This is a genomic window from Variovorax sp. LjRoot84, from assembly GCF_964254305.1.
Classification (GTDB): Bacteria; Pseudomonadota; Gammaproteobacteria; order Burkholderiales; family Burkholderiaceae_C; genus Variovorax.
This window is the reverse complement of the sequence record NZ_CAXUTE020000002.1, coordinates 1,226,984-1,248,924: the sequence shown is the minus strand read 5'-3', so window position 1 is coordinate 1,248,924 and position 21,941 is coordinate 1,226,984. Positions and strand designations below refer to the sequence as shown.

At 65.5% G+C, this 21,941-nt stretch carries 20 protein-coding genes and 1 pseudogene; 8 read left to right on the top strand and 13 right to left on the bottom strand.

Annotated elements, in window-relative coordinates:
• The 5 genes and pseudogenes from ACSQ9I_RS36745 to betC form a co-directional block, all read right to left on the bottom strand.
• Window positions 1-738 carry a hypothetical protein gene (locus tag ACSQ9I_RS36745; RefSeq protein ID WP_436316869.1) on the bottom strand — a complete coding sequence of 246 codons (738 nt, stop codon included), beginning with the start codon at window positions 736-738 and terminating at the stop codon, window positions 1-3.
• Window positions 739-742: 4 nt separating this feature from the next.
• On the bottom strand, window positions 743-1,708 hold the full coding sequence (locus tag ACSQ9I_RS36740; protein WP_436316867.1) for a Bug family tripartite tricarboxylate transporter substrate binding protein: 966 nt from the start codon (window positions 1,706-1,708) through the stop codon (window positions 743-745).
• A gap of 23 nt (window positions 1,709-1,731) precedes the next feature.
• Window positions 1,732-2,637 (bottom strand): annotated as a pseudogene (mmsB, locus tag ACSQ9I_RS36735) (3-hydroxyisobutyrate dehydrogenase); the annotation flags it as partial.
• Between the two features lie 21 nt (window positions 2,638-2,658).
• On the bottom strand, window positions 2,659-4,158 hold the full coding sequence (locus tag ACSQ9I_RS36730; RefSeq protein WP_436316866.1) for an aldehyde dehydrogenase family protein: 1,500 nt from the start codon (window positions 4,156-4,158) through the stop codon (window positions 2,659-2,661).
• Window positions 4,159-4,171: 13 nt separating this feature from the next.
• Window positions 4,172-5,695, bottom strand: a complete 1,524-nt coding sequence (gene betC / locus ACSQ9I_RS36725) for a choline-sulfatase (protein ID WP_436307510.1) — start codon at window positions 5,693-5,695, stop codon at window positions 4,172-4,174.
• 82 nt (window positions 5,696-5,777) lie between these two features.
• Here betC and ACSQ9I_RS36720 point away from each other — a divergent pair, with 82 nt between their 5' ends.
• Both ACSQ9I_RS36720 and ACSQ9I_RS36715 read left to right on the top strand, forming a co-directional pair.
• Window positions 5,778-7,001, top strand: a complete 1,224-nt coding sequence (locus tag ACSQ9I_RS36720) for a CaiB/BaiF CoA transferase family protein (RefSeq protein WP_436316865.1) — start codon at window positions 5,778-5,780, stop codon at window positions 6,999-7,001.
• A complete protein-coding gene (locus tag ACSQ9I_RS36715; protein WP_093110635.1) occupies window positions 6,998-7,732 on the top strand; it encodes an enoyl-CoA hydratase/isomerase family protein in 735 nt (244 codons plus the stop codon). The genes ACSQ9I_RS36720 and ACSQ9I_RS36715 overlap by 4 nt, the downstream gene beginning before the upstream one ends.
• Window positions 7,733-7,937: 205 nt before the next feature.
• Here ACSQ9I_RS36715 and ACSQ9I_RS36710 read toward each other — a convergent pair whose 3' ends face one another.
• Window positions 7,938-8,468, bottom strand: a complete 531-nt coding sequence (locus tag ACSQ9I_RS36710; RefSeq protein ID WP_436316864.1) for a hypothetical protein — start codon at window positions 8,466-8,468, stop codon at window positions 7,938-7,940.
• A 696-nt stretch (window positions 8,469-9,164) separates the two neighbouring features.
• On the opposite strand from ACSQ9I_RS36710, the gene ACSQ9I_RS36705 reads away from it, so the two are divergent.
• Both ACSQ9I_RS36705 and ACSQ9I_RS36700 read left to right on the top strand, forming a co-directional pair.
• Window positions 9,165-9,446 (top strand): HU family DNA-binding protein, encoded by a 282-nt coding sequence (locus tag ACSQ9I_RS36705; RefSeq protein WP_436316863.1) that lies wholly within the window; start codon window positions 9,165-9,167, stop codon window positions 9,444-9,446.
• Between the two features lie 139 nt (window positions 9,447-9,585).
• Complete coding sequence (locus ACSQ9I_RS36700) at window positions 9,586-9,879, top strand: GYD domain-containing protein (protein WP_436316862.1); 294 nt, start codon at window positions 9,586-9,588, stop codon at window positions 9,877-9,879.
• A gap of 705 nt (window positions 9,880-10,584) precedes the next feature.
• Here the strand turns inward: ACSQ9I_RS36700 and ACSQ9I_RS36695 are convergent.
• A complete protein-coding gene (locus ACSQ9I_RS36695) occupies window positions 10,585-11,496 on the bottom strand; it encodes a LysR family transcriptional regulator (protein ID WP_436317118.1) in 912 nt (303 codons plus the stop codon).
• Window positions 11,497-11,624: 128 nt separating this feature from the next.
• Here ACSQ9I_RS36695 and ACSQ9I_RS36690 point away from each other — a divergent pair, with 128 nt between their 5' ends.
• From ACSQ9I_RS36690 to ACSQ9I_RS36680, 3 genes are read left to right on the top strand one after another with little or no spacing between them, the layout of a single operon-like run.
• The gene (locus ACSQ9I_RS36690; RefSeq protein WP_436316861.1) at window positions 11,625-12,584 is read left to right on the top strand and encodes a Bug family tripartite tricarboxylate transporter substrate binding protein; all 960 of its coding nucleotides are present in this window, start codon (window positions 11,625-11,627) and stop codon (window positions 12,582-12,584) included.
• Window positions 12,585-12,601: 17 nt separating this feature from the next.
• Window positions 12,602-13,636, top strand: coding sequence for a zinc-dependent alcohol dehydrogenase (locus ACSQ9I_RS36685; protein ID WP_436316859.1), 1,035 nt, complete (start codon window positions 12,602-12,604; stop codon window positions 13,634-13,636).
• A 22-nt stretch (window positions 13,637-13,658) separates the two neighbouring features.
• Complete coding sequence (locus tag ACSQ9I_RS36680) at window positions 13,659-14,246, top strand: hypothetical protein (protein ID WP_436316858.1); 588 nt, start codon at window positions 13,659-13,661, stop codon at window positions 14,244-14,246.
• On the opposite strand, the gene ACSQ9I_RS36675 is transcribed toward ACSQ9I_RS36680, so the two are convergent.
• Both ACSQ9I_RS36675 and ACSQ9I_RS36670 read right to left on the bottom strand, forming a co-directional pair.
• Window positions 14,221-15,534 carry an FAD-dependent oxidoreductase gene (locus ACSQ9I_RS36675; RefSeq protein ID WP_436316857.1) on the bottom strand — a complete coding sequence of 438 codons (1,314 nt, stop codon included), beginning with the start codon at window positions 15,532-15,534 and terminating at the stop codon, window positions 14,221-14,223. The genes ACSQ9I_RS36680 and ACSQ9I_RS36675 overlap by 26 nt on opposite strands.
• A complete protein-coding gene (locus ACSQ9I_RS36670) occupies window positions 15,534-16,532 on the bottom strand; it encodes a Bug family tripartite tricarboxylate transporter substrate binding protein (protein ID WP_436316856.1) in 999 nt (332 codons plus the stop codon). Before ACSQ9I_RS36670 ends, ACSQ9I_RS36675 begins: the two co-directional genes overlap by 1 nt.
• Before the next feature lie 109 nt (window positions 16,533-16,641).
• On the opposite strand from ACSQ9I_RS36670, the gene ACSQ9I_RS36665 reads away from it, so the two are divergent.
• Window positions 16,642-17,535, top strand: coding sequence for a LysR family transcriptional regulator (locus tag ACSQ9I_RS36665; RefSeq protein WP_436316855.1), 894 nt, complete (start codon window positions 16,642-16,644; stop codon window positions 17,533-17,535).
• Window positions 17,536-17,543: 8 nt separating this feature from the next.
• Here ACSQ9I_RS36665 and ACSQ9I_RS36660 read toward each other — a convergent pair whose 3' ends face one another.
• The 4 genes from ACSQ9I_RS36660 to ACSQ9I_RS36645 all read right to left on the bottom strand — a co-directional run bounded on the left by ACSQ9I_RS36660 (window position 17,544) and on the right by ACSQ9I_RS36645 (window position 21,932).
• Window positions 17,544-19,172 (bottom strand): FAD-dependent oxidoreductase, encoded by a 1,629-nt coding sequence (locus ACSQ9I_RS36660; RefSeq protein ID WP_436316854.1) that lies wholly within the window; start codon window positions 19,170-19,172, stop codon window positions 17,544-17,546.
• A 7-nt stretch (window positions 19,173-19,179) separates the two neighbouring features.
• Window positions 19,180-20,160 (bottom strand): Bug family tripartite tricarboxylate transporter substrate binding protein, encoded by a 981-nt coding sequence (locus ACSQ9I_RS36655; RefSeq protein WP_436316852.1) that lies wholly within the window; start codon window positions 20,158-20,160, stop codon window positions 19,180-19,182.
• Between the two features lie 825 nt (window positions 20,161-20,985).
• Window positions 20,986-21,168: an NAD(P)-binding domain-containing protein gene (locus ACSQ9I_RS36650; protein ID WP_436307527.1), complete on the bottom strand. Its 183-nt coding sequence runs from the start codon at window positions 21,166-21,168 to the stop codon at window positions 20,986-20,988.
• Complete coding sequence (locus ACSQ9I_RS36645) at window positions 21,165-21,932, bottom strand: SDR family oxidoreductase (protein WP_436294275.1); 768 nt, start codon at window positions 21,930-21,932, stop codon at window positions 21,165-21,167. Before ACSQ9I_RS36645 ends, ACSQ9I_RS36650 begins: the two co-directional genes overlap by 4 nt.
• Between the last annotated feature and the right edge of the window lie 9 nt (window positions 21,933-21,941).

The window sequence follows — 21,941 nt, the reverse complement described above, 5'->3', positions numbered from 1 at the left end:
TCAGCCACCCGAATATTCGGGCGCGATGGCCGGCATCTGCAGCACGAGCAGGTGAACGCCGCTTGCCCCGGCGGCGCAGCCACCTGCATCTTCACCAGGTGAAAGAAAGCGGCTTTCCCATGCCTGCAGCCACCGCTGCGGGGTTTCGAGCGCTCCGGCAAGGACGAGCTGGAACTGGCCCGAGCCGCGCGCTTCGATCGGCTCGAGTGGCGACCAAGGCGGGAGCTGCAGCGCATAGGCCTCGAGGCCGTCCTGCGGCGCGATCAACGGGACCCGGCGCGCCGATGCCAGGCCGCGAAGCGCTTCCAACGCCAAGGGCTCGTGCACCGGCCCATGAGCATTCCGTTTCGGTCCGCGCGGCAGCCTGTCCCGTGCGGCCGGGAGGAAATTCGCGCCCGTTTCGTACACCGCACGAATCGTGAAATAGCTCAGGCCGGCAGGGCCTGCCACCAGCGGCCCGTAGCCCGTGAACGCGCCGGCATAGTGAACCGACCCGGGGCCCACGGCGTGCGCACCCAGGGTGCCGCTGCCCTCCTTGACCACCTGGAACTGGTTCTGGGTGTGGAAGTGCGGCGCCAGCACGGCATTCGGCGGTTGCTCCACGAGGAAGACGGTCGGAGACAGCCCCGGGCCGCGATCGCTTTGCATCCACTCGCTTCGATGGAAGCTGAAGCCGTTCTCCAGCACACGACGGTGCCGGGTTTCGCCCGCGAGGGCGGCGCAGCCGAGTGCGATCATCGCCTCACTCCAGCCTGGCCCCGGAGCCCTTGATGACGGTGGCCCAGCGATCGACTTCGACCCGCACGAAGCTCTTGAACTCCGCAGCCGATTTGAATCGGGGCCGCGCTCCCAGGCCGATGATCCGCTGCGAGAAGTCCGGCGAGCGCACGATCTTCGCGAGCTCTTCGCTGACCTTGTCGACGACGGCCTTGGGCGTACCGGCGGGCGCGAGCAACCCGACCCACGGCACCAGATCGAAATCGGACAGGCCGCTCTCCGCCACCGTCGGAATCGAAGGCAGCACCGAAATGCGCTCGCTCGAACTCACGGCGATCGCGCGCACCCTCCCGCCCGCCAGGAAGGGTTGGGCCGCGGCGTAGGCGTCGAACGAGACCTGCACCTGGCCTGCGGCCAGGTCGGTGAGCGACTTGGCCGCGCCCTGATAGGGCACGTGCGTCATCTCGATGCCGGTGCGTCGCATGAGCTCCGACATGGCGAGGTGCGATACGGAGCCGTTGCCCGGCGATGAGTAATTCACCTTGCCCGGGTTCGCCTTCGCGTGCGCGATCAGGTCCTTCAGCGACTGGATCGGCAAGGTGCTGTTCACCATCAGCACGAGCGGAGCGTCATAGATCAGCCCGATCGGTTCGAAGTCCTTCAGGCTGTCGTACTGCACGTTCTTGTACAGGAATGGATTTCCGGCGATGGCCGCGGATGCCGACAGCGTCATGACGCTTCCATCGGCGGGCATGCGCGAGACGGCCGCGAGAGCGACACTGCCGGAAAGGCCGGGCATGTTTTCCACGATCAGGGTCCGGCCGATCGTCGGTCCCAGGCGCTCGGCGAGGACGCGGGCGACGACATCGACGGACTGGCCTGGCGGATAGCCGACGATCAGCTTGCCGGTGTCCTTTTGCGCGAAAGCGGTCGTGCCGGTGAGCAGCAGCGCGATGATCCCGCTGTTGAAGATGCGGCGGCTGTTTGTCATGCTCGTCTCCTTGTCCGGTTCGCTCAGTTGCGCGCGGGCTGTGCAGCGCCGAGCATCTGGATGATGGAAGAAAAGTCGAGTCGCCCCTTCCCTGCGGCGCAATGCATCGCATAGACAGAGGCGGCCGCCGCGCCGAGAAGGGCAGGGGAGTGACTCGCGACCGCGGCCTGCTCGGCGAGTCGCAAGTCCTTCAGCATCAGTTCGGATGCGAAGCCACCCTCGTAGCCGCGATTGGCAGGCGCAGCCGGCACCAGGCCGGGCTCGGGTGCATAGCTCGTGAGCGCCCAGCATTGTCCCGACGAGGTCGAAGCGATCTCGAAGAACTTCTTCGGATCGAGGCCCAGGCGCTTGGCCAGGTGCAGTGCCTCGGACACCGCGAGCATGGAAATGCCCGCCAGCATGTTGTTGCAGATCTTCGCGGCCTGTCCTGCGCCAGCCGCACCGGCGTGGATGATGTTCTTGCCCATCACACGCAGGAGCTCGAGGGCGCGCGCGAAGGCGGTCTCCGTGCCGCCCACCATGAAGGTGAGCGTCCCCGCAGCAGCGCCGCCGACGCCACCGGAGACCGGAGCGTCGAGGGTGACGAGGCCTTTCTCGCCCAGGGTGGCGTGGAAGGCAGCGCAGGACTCGACATCGATCGTCGAGCAGTCGATGACGAGTGCGCCAGGTACGAACGGCAGCGCCTTGCCATCGAGCACTTCCAGCACGTGGCGCCCGCTGGGCAGCATCGTGATCACGACTTCGGCGCCGGCGACCGCTTCCTCGACCGATGCGCGCCGCTGCAGCCCCGCGTCGTGCGCCCGCTCCATGGAGCCCGCGTTCACGTCGAAGCAGCGCACCTCGTGCCCTGCTTCCTTCAAGCGGCATGCCATGGGAAAGCCCATGTTGCCCAGCCCGATGAATCCGATTGCAGCCATACTTGTCTCCTTTTTCGAAAACCAGGACCAGGCTCAGGTCATGTTGATGAGCACGGTCTTCTTGTGGGTGAAGTGGTCCAGCATGGCTTCCAGCGAAGCCTCGCGTCCCAGGCCGGATTGCTTGACGCCGCCGTAGGACAGACCAGGCTGGACGACGATGTTCTGGTTCACCTGCACGAACCCGGCTTGCAACCGCCGGGTGGCATCCATGGCCGTTTTCAGGTCCCGGGTCCAGATGGTCGCTGCCAGGCCGTAGTCGCTGTCGTTCGCCAGGGTCACGGCCTCTTCGTAGCTGGAGAAGCGGATCACGCAGGTCACCGGCCCGAAGATCTCCTCGCGTGCGAGGCGGGAGGCGTTGTCGAGCCCGGTGAAGATGACCGGCCTCACGAACAGGCCCCCTCGAAGTGCGTCGTCGGCGGGCAGTTGGACACATTCATGAGCCTTGGCCCCGGCTTCCGAGCGGCCGCTTTCGATGTACCCCAGGACCTTGTCGAGCTGGGAGCGCGAGATCATCGTGCCGATGTCCGTCGCCTCATCCAGCGGGTCGCCCATCTTCATCGCATCGACGCGCGCCTTGAGCATGGCGACGAACTCGTCGTGGATCTTCTCGTGCACGAGGATGCGGCTGGCCGCGGTGCAGCTCTGCCCCTGGCGGGTGAAGCGCATGCCGCTGACCGCTCCAGCGACTGCCTTGGGGAGGTCCGCGTCGTCCATCACGATCATCGGGCTCTTGCCGCCCAGTTCGAGGGTGACGGGAATCAGCTTCTCTCCGGCGGTGCGCGCGACGATGCGGCCGGTCTCGACGGAGCCGGTGAAGGTCACCTTCCCGACCTCCGGATGCGCGACCAGGGGCGCGCCGCAATCGGGGCCAAAGCCGGAGACGATGTTCAGGACACCCGGAGGAAGGTTCTGGTTGAGGATCTGGCACACCCGCAGGACCGCCAGCGGGGCCTCCTCGGCAGATTTCACGACGACCGTGTTGCCCGCCACCAGCGCCGGCGCGATCTTCAGCGCCATCAGCATCATGGGTGCGTTCCACGGGATGATCACGCCCACCACACCGATCGGCTCGCGCTGGGTGAAGGTCAGCATGTCAGGGCTGAACGGGACGGTCTCGCCCTTGAGCTCCGAGCCGAGGCCGCCGTAGAACTGCAGCGCGTCGGCGACGACCGAAGCCTCCACGCGGCTCTCGGTGCGCAAGGCCTTGCCGGTTTCCAGCGCGACCAGACGCCCCAGTTCCTCCACGTGCTCGGCGAGCAGGCGAGAGCACTCGGCCAGGAGGGTGCCGCGTTTGCGCGCGGCCATGGCAGCCCACGCAGGCTGGGCCCGGGCCGCGGCGGCCACGGCCTGCTCGACGTCGCTCGCGTCACTATGGGCGGCGTGGCCGATCTCGCGTCCGGTGGCGGGGTTGATGACCGGGAACGTGCGCCCCGATCGTGCGCCGACCAGTTCTCCGCCGATCAGGTTGTAGCCACTGATGGCGCGAGCGAGCCGGTGCGGATCCGTATCCGCCGTCAAGTTGTGTGGGGCCATGCTGCGTCTCCTTTCAGTTCGTCGTGCCGGCCAGCGGCGGCCAACGCTTCTTGACCTTGATCACCCGGGCGCTGCCGCGGCGCACGAAGCGGCGCGTGTCGTCGGTGCTGGCCTGGTAGTCCCAGACCGGCTGCTTCGCGTCGGGCAGCGAGTTGATGAACTTGCGCCTCGCCTGGCTGGCGAGCACCTGCCGCGTGATCGCCTCGGGATCCCAATGGGAGAGCACGCGCTCCTTGAGTTCGGCGAGGACCTGCGGCTGCTGCTGCGCGATGTCGACGAGTTCGTTCGGATCGGCCTCCATGTCGAACAGCAGGTCGGGATGGCCGTGCGTATAGACGTACTTGTACTTGCCGCGCCGCAGCATGCAGCAGGGACCGGTCACCCCTTCGGCCGTGTATTCGACGAAGGCTTCCGCGTCGCCGCTGCGATCGCCCGTGGCGATCAACGGCAGCAGGCTGTGGCCGTCGATCGGTTCGACCCAGGTCGCAGAGGTCCCCTCGGTGGCGTACTGCACAAGCGTCGGGAGCAGGTCCACGTGCGAGACCGGGTCCGCGATCCGGCGCGGCTTGCGTGCCCGGGGATCGAATACGAGCAGGGGCACCTTGGCCGACCAGTCGAAGAACACGCGCTTGAACCACATGCCGCGTTCGCCCAGCATGTCCCCATGGTCCGAGGTGAACACCACGATCGTGTTGTCCTCGAAGCCCGCGCGCTTCAGCGTTTCCAGCAGGCGCCCGACCTTGTCGTCGATGTAGCTGACCATCGCGTAGTAGGCGTGCCGCGCGCGCCTGACTTGCTCGTCGGTCGCTCCTTCCTTGTCGAGCCCGTGGGAATACTGCACCCACTGGCTCAGCTTGTCGCGCTCGTGCATCGGCATGTCGCCGACATTGGGCAGGTTGATCTCTTCCGGCTTGTACCGATCGAGGTATTCCGGCGGGACGTGGTACGGCGGGTGGGGATGCGTGAACGAGACGCACATGAAGAAGGGCTGCTCGTCATCGCGTGCGAGGTCGTACAGGCGCTGGATCGACTTGGCCTCCACTTCCTCGTCGTAGTCGAGTTGCAGGCTGCGAAAGCACGGTCCGGCTTCGTCCACCGTGCTCAGGTTGTGGCCCGGCGAGTAGAAGCTGAACTCGCCCTCGGCCCAGTCGGCCGCCCAGCCGAAGTCCGCGGGATAGATGTCGGTGGTGAGCCGCTCATCGAAGCCGTGCTTCTGGTCGGGCCCCACGAAGTGCATCTTGCCGCTGAGGATGGTCTTGTAGCCCTGCTGGGCCAGGTAGTAAGGCAGCGTCGGCGTGTCCGCCTGGAATTCGCAGGCGTTGTCGAAGGCGCCGATACGCGTCGCGAACTGGCCCGCGAGGAGCGAGAAGCGCGCCGGCGCGCAGAGCGGGAAATTGCAATAGGCGTTGTCGAAGACGGCAGACCGCTTGGCGAGCGCCTGCAGGTGCGGCGCCTTCACGACATGGTTGCCGTGGAAGGGCAGGGCGGGCGCCGACAGTTGGTCCGCCATGATGAAGAGGATGTTGGGTTTGCGCATGGGGCTCCTTAATTGCACAACGGTTGCATTACGGTTGTATGCAATATAGACTGGCTTCCGCGATGTGACAAGTGGAGAAAACGTGACCGACCCAATTTCCCTGCCCCTGTCCGGCGTGCGCGTCCTGGATCTCACCCGCGCGCTGGCCGGGCCTTTCTGCACGATGATCCTTGGCGACCTCGGCGCCGATGTGATCAAGGTCGAGCCAGCCGGCGGCGACATGATCCGCGAGTGGGGGCCATTCGACCGCGGCACCAGTGCGTACTACCTGAGCGGAAACCGCAACAAGCGCGGCATCGCCGTCAACTTCCGCGACCCTGCGGCGCTGGACCTGTTGCGAGAGCTGGCGGGAAGCTGCGATGTCGTCGTGGAGAACTTCCGGGCTGGCGCCATGGAAGCGATGGGCCTCGCCTACGAAACGCTGGCGGCCGCGAATCCGCGCCTGATCTACGCGAGCGTGACCGGCTTCGGCCGCACGGGACCGGCCAGCGGCCGTCCGGGCTTCGACCAGATCGCCCAGGGCTATTCAGGCCTGATGAGCGTCACCGGCAGCGCCGAGTCCGGTCCGGTGCGGGTCGGGGTGGCCATTGGCGACCAGACCGCCGGCATGTGGTGCGCGATCGGCGTGCTCGCCGCCATCGCGGAACGGCACACGACCGGTCGCGGCCGGCGCGTGGAAACTTCGCTGCTTGCCGGCCTGGTCGGGCTGATGAGCGTCCAGGCGCAGCGCTACCTGAGCCTCGGCGAGGTGCCGGCGCTCGCCGGGAACACGCACCCAGTCATCGCCCCGTATGGTGTCTTCGAAACAGGCGACGGCCCCTTGAACATCGCGCCGGCGACAGCGGAGATGTGGAAGCGGCTTTGCGACGTGCTCGAACTGCAGCAACTGGTCGACGATCCTCGCTACGCAACCAACGCCGCGCGGATGGAGCGCCGCGTCGAACTCAAGGCCATCATCGAGGCGAAGTTGAAGGAGCGCAGCCGCCGCGAATGGAGCGAGCGGCTCCTCGCGGCGGACATCCCGGCCGGGCCCATCAACAACCTGGCCGACGTCTTCGGTGATGAGCAGGTGATCCATTCGCGGCTCGTGGAGGAGATGCAGCACACGCAGCTCGGCGCGATCCGGCAGGTGGGCAGCCCGGTCACGTTCGACGGCCGCCTGGGCGGATCGATCCGCCGCGCACCGCCCGTCCTGGGGGAACATACGTTCGAGGTGCTTCGCGAACACGGATATGCGCAACGTGACCTGGAAGCGCTCGCTCGCAAAGGCGTCGTCGTGCAGCATGCGCAGGGAGCGAGCGCATGAACATCGGCTCGGCACCCACGCTGGAGATCGTGGACTCGGTGGCGACCATCACGCTGCGCCGTCCCGCGCAGCACAACCGCATCGATCCGGACGACCCTGCGGTCCTCCTGCGCCATCTCGATGAAATCCGGGCCAATCCCTCCGTGCGGCTGCTTGTTCTCACCGGCGAAGGCGAGAAGACGTTCTGTTCGGGATACACGCTCGGGCAGATCGGCGCGCGCCTGGATCGATCCTTCGAGGACATGCTCGATGCGCTGGAGTCACTGGAGATTCCTACGCTGTGTGCGCTCAACGGCAGCGCCTATGGCGGGGGCACCGACCTGGCGCTCGCGTGCGACTTCCGCATCGGTGTTCGCGGTTGCAGGCTGTTCATGCCCGCCGCGAGGTTCGGATTGCACTACTACCCTGGCGGGCTGCGACGCTTCGCCGCGCGGCTTGGCTGCTCAGCGGCCAAGAAGATCTTCCTCACCGGGATGACCATGGAGAGCGAGGAGCTGCTTCGAACCGGGTTCCTGACGGAGTTGGTGGAGCGTAGTGAGCTTCAGTCGCGCGTCGACATCTACCAGGACCACATCGCGCGCTGCGATGCGCAGGCGGTCCGCTCGATGAAGCACCACATCAACGCCATTTGCGCGGGCGAATGGGACGAGGTGTCAGGCCGGACTGCTTACGAAGCGTCCCTGAGGTCGGAGGAAGCCGGCAGACGGCTGGCGGAGCTGGCGGGGAGGTAATTGCCGGGCGCCGACGAGCGCAGCCAGAAGGGAAGAAGTTTCATCGGCGGCGGCAGCTACGCACTTTCGAATCAGACCGTTCGACGGACTTCCAACTGCATGCTCTCCGAAGATTCCGAAGAACCTGCTTTGGGCGGTCCGCCCCGGAGGTCCGGTCCCGGCCGTATTCTTCCGTCGCACTGCGGCCGGAGAACTGGCAAGCCCGCTACGGTCGCTCGCATTGCAGCCTATGGTCTCCCATCCACGCCCTGATGCGCGCAAGCCGCTCTTGCGTGGAGAGGTCGCCCTCAAGATTGAGCACCGGACAGCGACGAGCAGACAGCCAAGCCCGCTGCTTCGCGAGGCTTCGTCCTTCTGACGGCCCTTCATCGTACTGTGCTGCCCACTCAAGGAATGTCGGATTCGCCTTTCCGAAGCGCTGAAGCTCGCGCTCGCGAAGGCGCTCCAAGCGAAGCGCGGTATCGACGTAGAGAAAGACGACGAAGTCGAAGACATCCTCTATCTCGACACCCCACGCGGTGACCGAGCCCGAGCGCACAGCGATATCGCTGCGGCTGAACTCGGTTAGGAGTAAAGAGCGCCGCTCCTCGACCGGGCGCCGGGCTTGAAATGGCGGATCGGAGGGAGCCCAGAAGAAGTCGTCAGCATCCAGAAAGGCACCTCCAAGCTCGCCGGCCAGAGCTTTCCCCAGTGTGGACGTACCCGACCCAGACGCGCCGGTGACATGGATGAGCATTCTTCGCGGGTCACTATCCGACGCCTGGACTCTACGGTGGTTCAATCGTGGCGGTGCACAGAACGTCGGCTTCTTCTGGCAGGTGATGGCTGTTGGCCGATTGTTGCCGGACCAGAGGTCAGTGCACAACGCTAAGCGCTGCGCGGCTCCTGAATGATGCGGACCTCGCCCGCCCGCTCGGGGTCAGCACCGAACCATCACCAGCTTTGCGATTTCTTGTCCATACGGCTCGCGGCAGGTGAGTTGCCGCTCGCATCTTGCTGTGGAAAAGATGGCAGGCGTCGCACCAGCATGGCGTGCTGCACTGCACTGGCCCAGCGCATACAAAAGTGCTTCTACCAATGAGGAAAGGGCATTGTGCACTGCACCAAAACACGAATGTCAAGGCCTTGTTTTCCCCTTGATCGGTGCATGACTCTGTGGATAACCCACTGAGCATCTCGTCGGAGCCGCATTCTGCTTGGCTTTCATTGCAGTGCTCATCGAACGAGCAACCCCATTCGCAATTCAAGTTCTGTGTAGGACCCGAAGACCCTCTTGCGGAACGTAAGGCAACAGTTCTCACGGAGGGCCTCCCCGCCAACTGAGCAGCTTGGGCACGCCGTCACTGCCTGCCTTCAGGATACGCGTGAGCTCGTGTGGGTCGAGCTCCGATGAAGCTATCCTGCTCATCACGTTTTCAAAAGGAACCTCAGTTTGAACAAGACCGAACTCATCGCCGCGATCGCCGCGGACACAAGCCTCAGCAAGGCCGATGCTGGGCGCGTACTCGACTCGGCACTTGAAAACCTGACGCGGGCTCTGGCACGTGGAGAAGCCGTGCAGCTCATCGGGTTTGGCAATTTCACCGTCGCGAGCCGTGCCGAGCGCACCGGCCGCAATCCATCGACCGGCGAGCCGATGACGATCAAGGCGAGCAAGGCGCCGAAATTCACGGCGGGCAAAGCATTGAAGGATGCGGTCAACGCGTCAGCGTAGTCGCTGCCAGCTCGAACGCCGGGCGCGACGAATGCGAGGTCCAGCAGTATGTAGACCGAGGAGGCTCGCGCCATCAAGGGCCTGCGTCGGTTCGAGCCAGATGGCATCGGCCGCCTATGTCAAACCTGAAGGAGATGACATGGTCACCTACGTTGGCTTGATGAGCTTCACCGATAAGGGTCTGCAATCGATCAAGGACACGACCAAACGAGCCGCCGCCGCCAAAGAGGCCGCGAAGAAGTCCGGCGTCACCATGCGGGAACTTGTATGGACCATGGGAGAGTACGACCTTGTTTCCATAATTGAGGCAGAGGACGAGCAGGCGTTGGCGGCGTTCAGTCTCGCCACGGCCATGCAGGGCAACGTGCGCCTTCAATCGCTTCGCGCGTTTTCGAGCAACGAAATGGACGCGATCCTGGCCAAGCTTCCGTAGCTGCGCGCTGATAAACGGCCGGGTGCAAGTCCCGGCGCCAGTTCCAGAACCCGCCCACCGAGGCGGGTTTGTCATATCTGAGCTTGCTTGTGCAGCGGATCGTCAAATTTTCGGCCGAACTGTGCAGTAGTTCCGATCCGGAGGGCTGCCGCGTAGCTTCCAGTGCGCGGGGTCGTTGAACGGCGCCGCCAAAGCGCCCATGATGAAATCTCTCAGTGGGAACCCTTCTCCAAGGTCGACCAACGACCTCTTGCCCTGACCGGAAACGGCCGGGGCTTTTTCGTTGCCACCGTCAAAATCGAGGTCATGAGTGGATCGAGAGCGGACGAGGTGCGGACGTGCGATTGCAGTTGGAGTGAGACGACTCTACCTGCGCCAAGGAGATAGGACTCATCTCAATGGGGGGGAGCCTCTTCCTGTTCGACGGGGGGTTCGTTCCGCAGCTCCGCCATGTCGCACCGTCGTTGCAGGCCGAGGAGTGAGGTCTGCGCTTCTTGCCGGAAGCGAGGCAGCGTTTGCTTGATTCATCCAGTGACGGGACGCGGCTGCGGATTCAGCCGGTCGATGCAACACACTAAAAACTGCGTAGGCAGAAGGAGTGTTGCAGATGAGGCAAAGGCCTCGGATCTACTACACGGACAGCCAGAAGCAGCGTGGGCGCGTCCGGGCGACAAGCAGCCTCAAGCGTCGGTCTGCTCGGCCATTTCAACAGCCCAGCATTTCTGCCATGCGGCGTTGAAGGTCAGCAAAGTTCGCGCGCACTGCATCTGCCAACGTAGGCAACAGAGGATTCGGATCCGCCTTTCGCCTCAGCAAAACAAGCACCTCGCTGGCGGCCGGTCCCCGCAGGCTGCAAAACCTCGTGCCCGCCACTCCAAGCAACGCGCACGAAGACGGCACCAATGCCACGCCGAGCCCGGCACCGACCAGATCGAGCACGCCGTGCACCGTGCTCGCTTCGTAGCGGATGCGCGGGCTGAAGCCGGCCTTTGCGCAGAGGTAGATCGACTGGTCGAAGTACGCTGGTCCTCGGTGCCGGGTGAAGGCGACGAAATCGTGGTCCGCGAAGCTGCGCAGTTCGACCGGGTTGCCGGCACGGCGTGCTTGCTGCGGCGTCAGCGCAAGGCAAAAGGGATCGGCCATCTGCGCCGCGACCGTCAGCCGCGGATGGTGCGGCTTGCTGCGTGCGATCCCGGCATCGAGATGACCCGCGGCCACCGCCTCCGCCTGCTCGCTGCTGATCATCTCGCGCAGTTCGATATGCAGCGCCGGATGCTCCTTCTTGAGATGCCGGACGAGCTTCGGCAGCACCGTGCTGCTGGCCGAGGGCACGAAGCCGAGAGCCAAGTGGCCGCTGCTGGCGCTTCCCGTCACAGACTCCTTCATGCGCGCCGCACGGTCGAGCAGATACCGCGCTTCCGGCAGCAAGGACTCGCCTGCTGTCGTCAGGCGTACGCCTTTGGGGTGGCGCACAAAGAGCGCAGTGCCCATTTCTTCTTCGAGCTGCCGGATCTGCACCGACAGCGGTGGCTGTGCGATGAACAACTTTTCCGCGGCCCGGCTCAGGTTGCCTGTTTCGGCCACGGCCACGAAGTAGCGCAGGTGCCTCAGTTCCATGGTCATGAAAACTCCATATCCAGGAGATATCAAATCCATAGCGTATCGGTGTTTGGCGTATCGAACGCCAGCGACCAGAATTCGTCCATTCCAGGCGCAAGAGCGTCGCCCACTGAACGGAGACACACATGAAGAAAGCTCTCGCCCTGCTCGCGGGTTGCGCATTTGGCCTGGCCGCGTCGGCCCAGAGCTGGCCCACCAAGCCGGTCAAGCTGGTCGTGCCGGCGCCAGCCGGCAGCTCGCTCGACTTCATCGCCCGCACGCTGGGCGACAAGCTGCGCGAGCGCTGGAAGCAGCCGGTCGTGGTCGACAACAAGGCTGGTGCAGGCGGCATGCTGGGCATGACCGCCGTTGCCAAGGCTCCGGCCGACGGCTACATCCTGGGCGTTGGCTTCAACGGTCCGATCGCATTCGGGCCGCACATGTACAAGAAGATGGCTTACGACCCTGCCAAGGAGCTGCTGCCGATCGTGCTCACCTCGTCGCAACCCAACGTGCTGGCGGTTGCGGCCAGCAACCCCGCCAGGACCTTGCCCGAATTCGTCGCCTGGGCAAAGAAGCAGGGCGGGAAGATCAACTACGCCTCGGTCGGCGCCGGCAGTTCTTCGCACCTGACCATGGAGCTGTTCAAGAGTGCGGCGGGTTTCGAAGCCACGCATGTGCCGTTCGCCGGCTCGCCACCGGCCGGTATTTCGGTAGCGTCCGAAGAGACACAAGCTCTGTTCACCGTGGCTCCTGCGCTGCTGCCGCTGATCCAGGGCGGCCGCATTCGCCTGCTGGCAGCCACCAGCCTCCAGCGCACCGAGACCATGAAGGACCTGCCGACGGTCGCCGAGGCGGGCTATCCCGGCTTCGAAGCCTTGGCGTGGAACGGCCTGTTCAGCGCCGCTGGCACGCCGCCGGAACTGGTGCGCCGCATCAATGCCGACGTCAATGAGGTGATGAAGGACAAGGACGTGCGCGACGCCTTCGCAAAGCAGGGTTTGATCCTCGGCGGAGGCTCGCCCGACGAGTTCAAGACCTTCATCGCGGCCGAAAGCCTCAAATGGGGCGCCATCGTCAAGAAGGTCGGCATCAGCATCGACTGACACCGGAATCAAGCACCATGCAAGCTTTGCGCAAGACACGCCCGGAAGCGGGCCTCGAACTGGTGGACATACCGGCTCCCGTGCTGGAAACCGATTCCAGCGATGTGCTCGTGAAGGTCAGGGCCACCGGCATCTGCGGCAGCGACCTGCACGTAGACGACTGGACGCCCAGCTATGCCTTCATCACCCAGAGCATTCCTGTCACGATCGGGCACGAGTTCGTCGGGGTTGCGCAGACCGGCCCCTTGGCCGGCCAGCGCGTGGTCGTTCGTCCCTCCGTGACTTGTGGCGTCTGCACCGCTTGCGCCACGGGCGACCACGATGGCTGCGAGAAGCGCCGCGGCATCGGAATGACGCGCGATGGCGCCTTCGCGCCCTGGGTCCGGGTCCCGTTGCGCAACTGCGTGCCCGTGCCCGCGAGCCTGAGCGACGAGCTCGCAGCGCTCACGGAGCCGCTCACCATATCGATGCAGGCGCTTCGCATCGCAGGAGACGTAGCCGGCAAGCGCGTGCTGGTGATGGGCCCGGGCACCATCGGCCAGGGGATCGCTGCGCTGGCACGCCGTGCCGGTGCCACGCAGGTAGTGGTCAGCGGCTTCGACGACGCAGCCCGATTCGACGCACTGCGCCGGATGGGCTTCGATGCATTGGTCGATGTGGCAACTCAGCCGCTGGCCGAAGGCGCCCGGCCGCACACGGGCGGCGAGCCCTTTGATGTCATATTCGAAGCGACGGGGGTGCCCGAAACCATCACGGAAGGCCTGGCGCTGTTGCGGCGCAATGGAATCGTGGTCGTCACCGGCATCCATGCCCGCCCGCTTCTGCTCGACCTGACACCGATGGTGCGCAACCAGCAACAAATGCGCGGCTCGTTTCGTCCGCCCGAATCCGATTGGCCTCTGGCCCTCGAACTGATGGGCGAGATGGATGCTGTCATGCGCCCGATGGTCAGTCATGTCTTGCCGTTGTCGCAAGCCCGCGAGGGGTTTGCGCTGGCGCACGCGAAGGCGGCGAGCAAGGTGCTCCTGAAGCCGGAAGCACGCGATGAATGACGATATAGCCGGCACGGGCGCCGTGTTGGCACTATGGAACGACGTCACGCCCGACGTGGATGTCGAGTACAACGCGTGGCATGCAAGCGAGCACGTGCCCGAGCGGTTGACGGTCCCAGGCATGCTGTGGGGCCGGCGCTATCGACGCTTGTGCAACAGCGCTGCGCCACGCTACCTCACGATCTATGGCATGCGCGACGCGCAGGTCTTGGAAAGCGACGCCTATCGCCTTCTGCTGAGCCGGCCTACACCGATGAGCGCGCGCATGCGCCCGCATCTGTGCAACCTGTCGCGTTGGGTGTGCGATGTTCGCGAGGCGCTTGGATTCTTCGCATCAACCAACCTGGCCGTGTGGACGTTCGATGCGGAAGATGCGGCTCGCCTGCGCGCAGATGAACACGCATCCCGCACCCATGACTTGCTGCTCGCCCAGCGATCGCCCGACGCAGCGCCGCTGCCCTGGCTGACCGGCGCACAGGCGCAAGCGATCGAGGGAAGCTGGCTGTTGGCCATGGGAATGCCTGAGCGGGCGATGGCTTCACCGCAGGCAATCCCGGGCGCAATCTTGTACAGCGCCCTTCCGGTCAAGCCAGCTTTGCCCCGTCTCTGAGCAGTCGTTCGCGCAGTGCCGGCATCGACACGGCACGGACCTTCCCTTGCTGCTTCGACTGCGCCGCCATCGCAGCCGCCACGCCGGCTGCCTGGCCTACGGCCATCGAGATGGTCATCACACGGATCGCCGCGTGCGCGCTGTGCGTCGCCGAGACGCCGCGCCCGACCACCAGCGCGTTGTCGAAGCCGACCGGAATCAGGCTGCGGTACGGGATCTGGTACGCGTGGTCGTCACCGAGGCCTTCGTAGCGCAGTTCGCCGCCGGCGGCCGGATGGATGTCGATCGGATACGCGCCGGCGGCAATCGCATCGGGAAACTGTTCCGGACGCAGCAATTCCTCGCTGGTCAAGACGTGGTCGCCGACGATGCGCCGTGTTTCGCGAACACCGACCTGGGTGCCGAACGCACGCAACTGGCCTCCCTCGCAACCCGGGACGCATTGCCGCAGGTACTGGGCTGCGTTCCAAGCCTGCCGTCGGCCTTCGATCTCGGCGGCACCTAGCGCCATCGCGTCCGTGGCGTCGATGCCGAGGCGGCTGATATTGAACCAGCCGTCGTTGCTGAACGGATCACGGCTGGAATGCAAAGCGGCTCGCGCCAGCCGACCGTCGTCGTAGCCACGGCGCGCCAGGGTGGCGACTTCAGCCTTCGGCAGCGCGTCGAATCGCGCAAAGTCGATCGGTCCGAAGCGAAACATCATCGTGGCCGGCTGCAACGCCTCGCCTTCGTCGAGTTGGAGGAAGGTGGCGCCAGCGCGTTTGAGCGCATCAATATCGCCGGAAGCGTCGATCAGCACTTGCGCACGCAGCTCGACCACGCCACTCTTGGTCAGCGCGTGCACGCAGTCGATGCGCCGACCGGTCACGCCGACGTCGAGCACGCTGGCGTGCAGCAGCGGGCGCACGCCGGCCTCCTGGACCATATCGTCCAGTACCAGCTTGAGCACTTCGGGCGCGTATTCGACACGGTCCATCTTGTGGCCCGTCGACATCACGAACGTCGCGTGCTCGCCGGCGCCGCCGTACCGCCCAAGCCGCGTCACCACTTCGTCGGCCAAACCCGCGACCACCCGGCGGCCGTTGGCGGTTTGCCAGCTGTTGAATTGCGCGACGGCGCCGGCCGTGGCATTGCCGCCGAGAAAGCCGTAGCGTTCCACCAGCACCACCGAAGCACCGGCGCGTGCGGCCGCGACCGCCGCCATCGCTCCCGCAACGCCACCACCGCAGACAACCACATCGGCGGTCATCGTGGAGGCGATGCGATAGCCGAAGGCTTCGTCGCTCATCACGAGTCCGCCTTGATGCCGCGCGCCTTGATCACCTGCTGCCAGCGAGCACCCTCGGCTTTCAGGTACTGCGCTGTGGCATCGCGACCGCTGACGACGGGCTCGACGCTCAACGCGGCGAAACGCGTCTTCACGGTATCGGTCGCCAACGCCTGAGTCAGCAGGGTCTCGAGACGGGCAAGGCCCTCCTTGGGAATCGTGCCTTTCGGCGCGACCAGCGCGGCCCAGCCTTGCACCTCGAGGCTGGGCTGGCCCAGCGATCGCAGTGTCGGCACGCCCGAGAGTTCGGCCACCGGCGCAGGCGAAGACACAGCCAAGGCGCGCAGCCGGCCCGCGCGGATGTGCACGATCACGCTCGGCAGGTTGAGAAAGCCGCACGACACCAGCCCGCCGATCAGGTCGGGCAGGAGTGCGCTTTCACCTTTGTAGGGAACACTGGTGATCGCGGTTTGCGTCTGGACCGCGAACAACTCAGCCGTCAAGTGCGCCAGCGTGCCGTTGCCGCTGTTGCCGGCGGTCACCGTGCCCGGCCGTGCCTTCGCTTCGGCGACCAGATCAGCAAAGCTGGTGATCTTCGACGACGCAGGCACGACCAATACGAGCGGCTGCGCCGACACCATGCCGATCGCGTCGAAATCGCGGGCCACGTCGTAGGTGATCGAGGGATTCAGCACCGGGTTGATCACCATGCTGTTGCTTCCCATGAGGAGCGTGTGGCCGTCCTTGCTCTGCGCAGCGGCCATCACGCCGATAGCGCTGCCGGCACCCGGCCGGTTCTCCACGATGACGCTCTGCCCGAGCTTCGGCGCCAGCACCTCGGCCAGCACGCGCGCCGAACTGTCGGCGCCACCACCTGGCGCGAACGGAACGATGATGCGCACCGTCTTGCTCGGCCACGCCTGCGCAGCCAAGCCACTTCCAGCATGCGCGGCCGTGAGGGCAAGCGCGACGGTGGAAAGCATCGTGCGTCGGTTCACTGTCGGAAGGTGGTGGTCCATTCGCCTGTCTCCAAATCTGGGGCCGTTCGATCGATCATAGGAAGCGGCGCCTCCTTCCGCCAATACCAAGATCGGACGTTCCCATAACATCGAGTTATCCGGAGGCCACATGAACTTGAGACAGATCGAAGTGTTTCGCGCCGTGATGCTGGCCGGCTCCGTCACAGACGCCGCGCGCTTGCTCCACGTCTCGCAGCCCGGCATCAGCCGGATGCTGGCGCACATCGAGCTGCAACTGGGCCTGCGGCTGTTCGAGCGCACGAAGGGCCGGCTGCTGCCGACACCGGAAGCGCAGGCCCTCTACGCAGAAGTGTCCGAGGTGTATGGCGGCATCCGGCGGGTGACTGAGCGCGCCGAGGAGCTCAAGTCGGGTGCGCGACTGTCGCTGCGCGTGCTCGCCAGCCCGAGCACCGCACTGGTCGCCGTGCCACGCGCCGTGGCATCGCTGGCGAACGAATATCCGGCGGCCAGGATCTACCTCGAGACGCTGCCGACCCGCGAGATGTTGAGCCGCCTGACCAGCCGCGAAGCAGACGTCGCGATCTCGACCATCCCGACCGACAACGCGCTGCTGACATCGAAACCGGTAGGACAGTGGCGCCTCGTCTGCGTGTTCCCCAGGGGCCATGCGCTGTCGTCGAAACGCTTGCTGCGTCCCAGCGACGTGCTGAACGAGCGTCTGATCTCGTTCAGCCGAGACACGCCGCAGGGCCGCATCATTGCCGACTGGTGCGCCAGCAGCAAGGTGGAGGCAGCGTCATCGGTCGAGGTGCGCTCCGGGCAGATGGCCTGCGCGCTGGCGGCCTGCGGCGCCGGCGTCGCGATCGTGGACGACCTGACGGCGCGCGCCTGCCGCAGCGACGAACTGGACTTCCGGCCCATCGTCGGTAGTCCGTCGCTGGGCATCTTCGCGCTCACGCACGAGGGCTTCGCGCCTTCGATGCTCGGCAAGCGGATGGTCGAACTGGCTGCTGCCTCGTTGAAGCAGGTCGGCCGCGACTGAAGACAGCGTCAGCGCGCGGCGTGCTGGTAGCCCACTCTTTGGGTCGGCGTCAGCGCGCCGAAGCTCGGCCATGCAAGCAGCACGCCTTGCCGTTCCAGTGTGCGCTGGAAGTCGTCGAGGAGGACATCGTCGGCGCGCACAGTACGCGGCGATACCTTGCGCGCCTGAGAGAACGCAGCCAGCGTGCCCGCAGCTTCGCCAATGCTCCATTCCGTGGCGTGCTCGCGATAGGCGCCATTGGTGATGCGCGTGGTGCCGAGGTTCTTGCAGGCTGGCAGCAGATTCTCGACGCGCACCGGCAGCAGCGCCCCGAGGGGAATCTGGAACGGGAACGAATCGATGTCGACCGTGTTGCGACCGCGCGTGCTTGGATGCAGGTCGATGCGATAGGCGCCGATGCCCACGCTGTCGGCAAAGCGCTCGGCGCCCGCCTTTCCCGGCCGTGCCGCAACGCCGATGTGCTGTTCCAGAACCGTGAACTCGGCCTGGATGCGCCGCCCTTCCCGGTAGTAGGCTTGCTTGGCCAAGCCGTCGGTGGTGCCCAGCACGTCGCCCCGCAGCCGCAGACCTTTGTAGCCCTGGCCGCCGTCATGGCGAGGGGCGTCGGTCTGCATCCAGTAGAAGAAGGCCAGGCTGAATTGGCGCGCTTCTTTCAACGCCATCGCCTGCGCATCGGGCGCGACGCCGACGATCGGCTTTTCCCAGTAGTCCATCTGCGGCCAGTTGGCCAGCGTGATGTCGCTGGCATAGCTGCCCGGCGTGAAATGCTGGCGATAGGCGATGCGCCGTGCGTGCCACAGGTCGTACAGCGACTCGGCGTCGGTCGGCCCGACGAACAGCGGACGCTCGCGCGGCTGGTGCGTCACGAAGTCGCTCAGGGTCCAGCTCAGCTGCGGGCCAGGCCAGCAGTCGAGCTGCAAGGTCTTCAGGCGCTCGTAGCCGACGGGTTTGTCGATGGTGTGGTCTTCATTCGGCAGGTAGTCCGCGGCCAGGCACCAGGTGATGGCCTGCTGGTCGAATGGGTCCGTCTCGGGCAGCGCGTGCAGCTCGTTCGTCTGCGACTGCGCCTCGGCGCCGAACACATGCTCCACGCCGGCCATTTCCAGCAGATCGCCGATCTCGGTGGCATCAATGAAGTGCGGTGCAGTCAGTACACGGGCCAAGTCGCCTTCAATGTCGTGCACATGCACCGCGCGGATGCGGTCGCCATCGGATTCAACCTTCAGCGTGCGGTGCTTGCGCAGCACCGACACACGGCCGGCGGCGATGTGCGGCGCCAGCAGCTCGTCGATCGCCTTCACCGCGACCCACGGTTCATGGCACAGCGAACTGACGTTGCCTTGCCCGGGGTTCAGGCGCACGCGCGCGCGGGCTGCTTCGGTGAGTGGCATGTGGCGCCGGTAGTAGGCGCGAATCGTTTCGCGGAATGTGGCGTAGCTCTGCGAGGCCGTGAGGCATTCGATCCAGGGGTGCTCGTCCGGCGGCACGGCCTGAGACGTCAACTGGCCACCGAGCCAGTCGAGCTCTTCGACCAGCACGACGCACGCGCCGAGCCGCGCGGCCGCCAGCGTCGCGGCCACCCCGCCCAGCCCGCCGCCGATGACGACGACGTCTGCTGTATGTTCAGCGCCGGTCATGCGCGGCTTACTCTGCCTTGATGCCGAGCTTGCGGATCGCGTCACCGTAGCGCTTCGTTTCGCTTTCGATCAGCTTGCCAAATTCGGCGGGACTGCCGGATGCAGGCTCGACGCCCAGGCTCTCCAGCTTCTGCCTGGTGTCCGGATCGCTGAGTACGGCGTTGACTTCCTTGTTCAGCCGCGCAATCACCGCCGGCGGCGTGCCGGCCGGCGCCAGGATGCCGAACCAGCCAGTGACTTCGAAACCGGGCAAGCCCTGCTCGGCAACCGTTGGCACGTCGGGCAGCACGCTCGATCGCGTCCTGGTTGTCACCGCCAGGGGCCGCAGCTTGCCCGACTTGATGTGCGGGAGCGCGCTCGAAGGGATGTCGAAGCCGACATCGACCTCGCCCGACAGCAGTGCTGTGAGCGCCGGGCCAGAGCCCTTGTACGGCACCATGACCATGTCGATCTTCGTCTCGCTCTTCAGGAACTCGGCCGCGAGGCTGGTGGTGGTGGCGCCGCCGCCGCCCGCCGCATAGTTGAGCTTGCCGGGACTCTTGCGCGCAGCATCGACAACGTCTTTCATTTGCTTGTACGGCGTCGACGCCGGAGCGACGATGACGACCGGCGAGGCGCCCACCTTCGCCACAGGGTCGAAGCTCTTTTGCGTGTCATAGCTCAGCTTGGGATACAGGGCGCTGCTGCCGGCATGGCCGCTGGTCACCATCAGCAATGTGTAGCCGTCGGGTTTCGCTGCGGCAACCACGGCGGTTGCGATCGTGGCGCCGGCACCCGGCCTGTTGTCGACAATGACGGTCTGGCCCAGCGGGCCGCCGAGCTTTTGCGCCACCAGCCGCGCCAGAATGTCGGCCGAGCCGCCGGGTGCGAAGCCGACGACCAGGGACACAGGCTTGGAGGGATAGTCTTGCGCGTGCGCGGTGCACAGGAGGAGCGTGGCGCCGGCAACGAGAAGGCCTTTCAACAAGGGGCGGATGACTTGGTTCATGTCTTGTCTCTTTCTAGGGAAGGATGGGCACGGTGGCGCCGGACTGCAGCGACGATCGCGCAAGTTCAGCGACGCTCTGCAGCTGGAAAAAATCGAGGTACGCCGGAAGCTGATGGTCGAGCATCGGTCGTCGCGGGGTGGATTGGCAGGCCTCGCTCTACCGAGCGCCTGAGGAGCTCCGTGGTGGCCGGCTCCATGATCACATCGACCACCAATGTGCCCGGGGCGAGCGAAGCCGGGTCGATCGGGAGTGCGTCGCTCACCTTCATTCCTAGAGGTGTCGCGTTGATCACGACATCGCACAACACGCCGGAGGTCGATCGCAGCGGCTCGTCTCGCAGATGGGTCGAGGGGAGCACCGCGTTCATCATCGAATGCTAAGGTTTGCACTGAATGCGGTCGAATACCAATCTTGCCCAATGTCATAACGCCGTGTTATTCGCTCGTGTTTGCATCTTCGCCTGCTGCCGCTGCTTGGACGGCAACGACGCGCCACGCGCAGGCGCGCGCAAGGATGAGAACCGTTAGGCCGCATCTCAGGAAGGGACTACCCGGCTCGGGCACGCATCAGCGTTTCGTGGCAACAACTGGCGGACCATCCGCTGGTCACGGTCCAACCGGGCTACGTTGGACTACGAATCGCTTCATCAAGCTGGCGAGAAACCGGCGGGCGGTCCGACTTTGACTGGGTGGTACGTAGCTGGAAGCACGGTCCGCTACCTTGGTCGCGGTCGGCGCGTGGGAAGCCAGCGGACCGGTCGTGCAGAGCCGACGTGCGCGCTGCCTTGGCCGAATTGGCGTGTCAGAAGGTCGCCAAGTCGTGCGTCACGCGCCGGGACCTTCGGCGATCGTCCGTTCGGGAGCCTCGGCCACCAGTTGGCCGAGCAGTGCGTCGACGCGCAGATCGTCGAGTTCGAACACGCTCACTTGATGACCGGCCCGACTCAGCTGCCACGCGAGCAGCTGACCCAGCAGGCCGGCGCCGGCGATGCCGATGGAACTCTTCATTTCATCACCAGGCCGCCATCGACGAACAGCACCTGGCCCGTCATGAAGCGGCTCCATTCGGAAGCGAGAAACAGCACCGGGCCGGCAACGTCCTCGGGCCGCGCGATTCGTCGCAGCGGGGTTGCGGCGATCAGCGACTCACGAAATTCTTCCCGGGTCGCGCTGCTGGCCTGCGTCGGGTAGACCAGGCCAGGGGCGACGCAGTTGACACGGATGCCGAGCGGCCCCAGTTCGGCGGCCAGGTTGCGGCTGAAGCCGACCAGCGCCGACTTGGCGGTCGTGTAGTCGTGGTACGGAATCACCGGCCGCTCGACCAGGTCGCTGACGATGTTGACGATGCTGCCCTGAGTGCGGTGCCTGAAGTGCGGCAGCACGGCCCTGCAGACGTTGTATGCGCCGCCGACGGCGCCATCGAACTGCGCCTGGTAATCCTGCCACGCCATGTCGCCGAACAAGGTGCGGCGCTGCGGGTCGAATGAATACGGCCGGAAGGCGTTGTTGACCACCACGTCGATGCGGCCCGCTGCATCCAGGGCCTGTTCCACCATGGCCTGCACGGCCGCGCCCGAATTGACGTCGGCCTTCACAGCCCAGGCGTCGCCACCGGCCGCCTTGCAATTTGCGACCACATCGGCGGCTGCGGCGTCGTTGCTCAGGTGGTTGACCACCACCGTCGCGCCTTCGCTTGCGAAGGCCTGCGCAATGGCGGCGCCGATGCCACGGCTCGCACCTGTGACCAGCACCACCTTGCCATCGAACTTCATGGTGTCTAC

Bases quoted from the DNA above. Each gene is read 5' to 3' on its own strand.
- ACSQ9I_RS36745 (WP_436316869.1), bottom strand. From the start codon at position 738: ATGATCGCACTCGGCTGCGCCGCCCTCGCGGGCGAAACCCGGCACCGT.
- ACSQ9I_RS36740 (WP_436316867.1), bottom strand. From the start codon at position 1,708: ATGACAAACAGCCGCCGCATCTTCAACAGCGGGATCATCGCGCTGCTG.
- ACSQ9I_RS36730 (WP_436316866.1), bottom strand. From the start codon at position 4,158: ATGGCCCCACACAACTTGACGGCGGATACGGATCCGCACCGGCTCGCT.
- betC (WP_436307510.1), bottom strand. From the start codon at position 5,695: ATGCGCAAACCCAACATCCTCTTCATCATGGCGGACCAACTGTCGGCG.
- ACSQ9I_RS36715 (WP_093110635.1), top strand. From the start codon at position 6,998: ATGAACATCGGCTCGGCACCCACGCTGGAGATCGTGGACTCGGTGGCG.
- ACSQ9I_RS36710 (WP_436316864.1), bottom strand. From the start codon at position 8,468: ATGCTCATCCATGTCACCGGCGCGTCTGGGTCGGGTACGTCCACACTG.
- ACSQ9I_RS36700 (WP_436316862.1), top strand. From the start codon at position 9,586: ATGGTCACCTACGTTGGCTTGATGAGCTTCACCGATAAGGGTCTGCAA.
- ACSQ9I_RS36695 (WP_436317118.1), bottom strand. From the start codon at position 11,496: ATGGAACTGAGGCACCTGCGCTACTTCGTGGCCGTGGCCGAAACAGGC.
- ACSQ9I_RS36690 (WP_436316861.1), top strand. From the start codon at position 11,625: ATGAAGAAAGCTCTCGCCCTGCTCGCGGGTTGCGCATTTGGCCTGGCC.
- ACSQ9I_RS36685 (WP_436316859.1), top strand. From the start codon at position 12,602: ATGCAAGCTTTGCGCAAGACACGCCCGGAAGCGGGCCTCGAACTGGTG.
- ACSQ9I_RS36675 (WP_436316857.1), bottom strand. From the start codon at position 15,534: ATGAGCGACGAAGCCTTCGGCTATCGCATCGCCTCCACGATGACCGCC.
- ACSQ9I_RS36670 (WP_436316856.1), bottom strand. From the start codon at position 16,532: ATGGACCACCACCTTCCGACAGTGAACCGACGCACGATGCTTTCCACC.
- ACSQ9I_RS36665 (WP_436316855.1), top strand. From the start codon at position 16,642: ATGAACTTGAGACAGATCGAAGTGTTTCGCGCCGTGATGCTGGCCGGC.
- ACSQ9I_RS36660 (WP_436316854.1), bottom strand. From the start codon at position 19,172: ATGACCGGCGCTGAACATACAGCAGACGTCGTCGTCATCGGCGGCGGG.
- ACSQ9I_RS36655 (WP_436316852.1), bottom strand. From the start codon at position 20,160: ATGAACCAAGTCATCCGCCCCTTGTTGAAAGGCCTTCTCGTTGCCGGC.
- ACSQ9I_RS36650 (WP_436307527.1), bottom strand. From the start codon at position 21,168: ATGAAGAGTTCCATCGGCATCGCCGGCGCCGGCCTGCTGGGTCAGCTG.
- ACSQ9I_RS36645 (WP_436294275.1), bottom strand. From the start codon at position 21,932: ATGAAGTTCGATGGCAAGGTGGTGCTGGTCACAGGTGCGAGCCGTGGC.